Origin of the sequence: Nonomuraea sp. NPDC049695, from assembly GCF_040674955.1 — a bacterium.
Lineage (GTDB): Bacteria > Actinomycetota > Actinomycetes > Streptosporangiales > Streptosporangiaceae > Nonomuraea > Nonomuraea helvata.
The window spans coordinates 1-2,525 of record NZ_JBFANV010000211.1 but is presented as its reverse complement, the minus strand read 5'-3'; the positions used below and the strand labels follow the sequence as shown (position 1 = coordinate 2,525).

At 65.1% G+C, this 2,525-nt stretch carries 3 protein-coding genes; 1 reads left to right on the top strand and 2 read right to left on the bottom strand.

Annotation, left to right across the window (positions count from 1 at the left end; translation table 11 throughout):
• Positions 1-7: 7 nt before the first annotated feature.
• Positions 8-532 carry a hypothetical protein gene (locus AB0J64_RS57055; RefSeq protein WP_364047156.1) on the bottom strand — a complete coding sequence of 175 codons (525 nt, stop codon included), beginning with the start codon at positions 530-532 and terminating at the stop codon, positions 8-10.
• Positions 533-547: 15 nt separating this feature from the next.
• Entirely contained in the window at positions 548-745 is a 198-nt protein-coding gene (locus tag AB0J64_RS57050; RefSeq protein WP_364047153.1) for a hypothetical protein, read from the bottom strand.
• An 888-nt stretch (positions 746-1,633) separates the two neighbouring features.
• Here AB0J64_RS57050 and AB0J64_RS57045 point away from each other — a divergent pair.
• The gene (locus AB0J64_RS57045; RefSeq protein ID WP_364047150.1) at positions 1,634-2,068 is read left to right on the top strand and encodes a Tn3 family transposase; all 435 of its coding nucleotides are present in this window, start codon (positions 1,634-1,636) and stop codon (positions 2,066-2,068) included.
• Positions 2,069-2,525: the final 457 nt, after the last annotated feature.

Below are 2,525 nucleotides of genomic sequence, written 5' to 3'. Positions count from 1 at the left end.
GCCCCTGTCACGCCGGTCGGCCTGCTCCGCGCGGAGCTTGTCGTAGCCGAACAGCGCCAGCGCCCCCGCCGCCCTCCACCCAGATCTCGCGGCGCCGGATCGCCTTGCGCAGCGCCACCAGCACGCACAGCTCGTACGGGATGCGCTCCACCAGGCCGCTGTCGGGGTCGAGGACCGCGTCGCGCCAGTCGTCGGGCACCACGTGCTCCAGCGGCACCGCCTCGGCGGCGGCGTAGAAGTCGGCGTCGGAGCCGTCGTAGCGCTTCAGCAGGTCCAGGGCGTCCATGACCGGCTTGAAGGTGTCGTTGCTGGAGCGGAACCTCACCGCTTTGAGCAGCTTGGGCAGGCCGCGCCGGTAGTGGTGGGAGTAGGAGCCGCGCAGCTTGGTCCGCACCCGGGTACGCAGTTCCTTCTCGTTCGCCTTGGCCTCGGCGATGATGTCTTCCAGCGTCCGCTCGCCGACCACCGGATACAGGGCCTTGCGGACGATCTCCTCCGGCAGCTCCAGCGCCGCCGTGGCGAGCTTCACCAAGATGCCGTTCTTGCCCTATACCCGCCGGAACTCGGCGTTGAGCTCGCCCTCGACCTTCTTCTCCGCCCGCACGCTGATCTTATGCACGAGCTGGATCAGCAGCTCCACCAGCCCGTCGATCAGCTCCGCCTGCCGCACCTGGCACAACGCGGCCAGCAGGGTGAGGCGCACCGGCGGCGCCGCCGCCTCGAAATCGGACGGGTACATCTTCATCGACCGAGACCGACAGGCCAGAGGATCACTGACAGCTACTTTTCCCCTGGGGGCAGAGGTAGGAGTCCGGGGCCACCTATGAGCGGATCGACGTCCTGGCCAACAACGTCGGCACTGTGTTCGTCGGCCGCAAGACCAGCGTCGACGGGCGTGAGATGGCCTTCCAGGTCACCTACCTGGCACCGTGTCTTTTGACCAATCTGCTCCTGGAGTCGTTGGCGGCATTCCGGACGGGGCACGGGTGATCAATACGGGAAGCTCGCAGTACCGCATGGGGCGTCTGGACCTGGACGGTCTGGACGGCACCCGGATTCGCTCCCGCGAGCACATCGCGTGGGGCAGCTCCAGCCTGGGCACGGTGGGGGAGCTGGCCTGGCTCAGAACGGCTGGAAAGAAGACAGGGGCGCCTGATGCGCCACTGGGTGGGACCGTCTGCATGGTTCAGATTCGCGACGACGCCCCGGTCGGTCGTGAGCGTCAATCGTGAGGGCCACTGCGTTCCTCGATATGATCTACAATGTAAAGGCGATCGCTTAATAAAATTTACACATCTTCACTAACACCAAGGCATGGGCTTCGCCCATACAGCACCAATAAGCACCCGCCGGATGACAGCATCCAGTGGATGCGGTCGTACATGCCCTCGGTAGCGCAGGCGGCGCTGGAGAATGTCCGATACGCACACGATCGGCGGGATGCCGAGAAAGATCACCGGGGTCAGCGCTGGCCAGCCGGATGTGCAGGGTGGAGGCGAAGTTGTCGTCGATCACCCATTGGGGCTCGGCAACGAGCTTCTCGATGAGGGTTGCGAGCCAGCGTCCCTGAGGTTCTGGTGACCGACACCGGATCTTACAGCGATGTCGTGTTCGGCCTGGTCCACCTGCTGGCATGCAGTACCGGCCCGCGCCGGCTGACATCCCCGACAAGAAGGGCTGGCGCATCCGGAACGCCGACTACGGCAGCCTGTCCCGGTTCGCGCGCGGGAAGATCGACCTCGAAAAAATCCAGCGGCACTGGAGCGACATCCTGCGTGTCGTGGTGTCGATCTACACCGGTGAGATCCGCGCCTACGACGTGATGCGCATGATCCAGCGGGACGGCAACCCGACTCGCTCTGGGAACCGATCGCCCACTACGGGCTTATCTTCGAAACCCTCCACATCTTCACCTAGGCCGTGGAGGAGCCCTATCGGCGCGACATCAAGGGCGTGCGCAACCTGCAAGAACCCCGCCATGCACTGGTTCAGCGTGATCGGCGCCTACTCCTTCGCCCAACCCGACCTCGGCCCCGCTGGTGTCCGGCAACTCCGCAAACCCCGATGAGTCAGATTGAAGAGAGACATTCTCTAGATCTTGAGGCAGGGCGCGGGGTAAATGACCCCAGACTTCCAGACCGCTGGCTTCACCCCACACGATTTCCGCCGGCTGCTGGCCACCGAGCTGGTCAACAGAGGGATGGCTCGGGGAGATCGAAGGCATCGATCTCACCCTCACCTTCCTCCGCCAGAAGCGAGACCAGGCCCGCAGAGTCGCCAATGTCGCCCCGATCCACCTCGGCATGCCGGGCCTACCCCCGCCCAGGGCGCAGACGTGATTTGTGATCAATACGGCACCGCGCTGAGCTTGCGGAGCCGGGCGAGCGCTTTAGCCCCTGATCACCAGGCTGCGCGCGGCGAGTCGCCCTCACCCGGACGCTCGTCGACTGTGATCGGCGCCGAGGTGTCGGCATAGACGTTCCGGCGCAAGGTGATCTCCAGTACGCAGACGACGGCCAGCGCGG

Excerpts from the sequence above, each read along its gene's own strand:
- AB0J64_RS57050 (WP_364047153.1), bottom strand. The coding sequence starts at position 745 with ATGAAGATGTACCCGTCCGATTTCGAGGCGGCGGCGCCGCCGGTGCGC.
- AB0J64_RS57045 (WP_364047150.1), top strand. The coding sequence starts at position 1,634 with ATGCAGTACCGGCCCGCGCCGGCTGACATCCCCGACAAGAAGGGCTGG.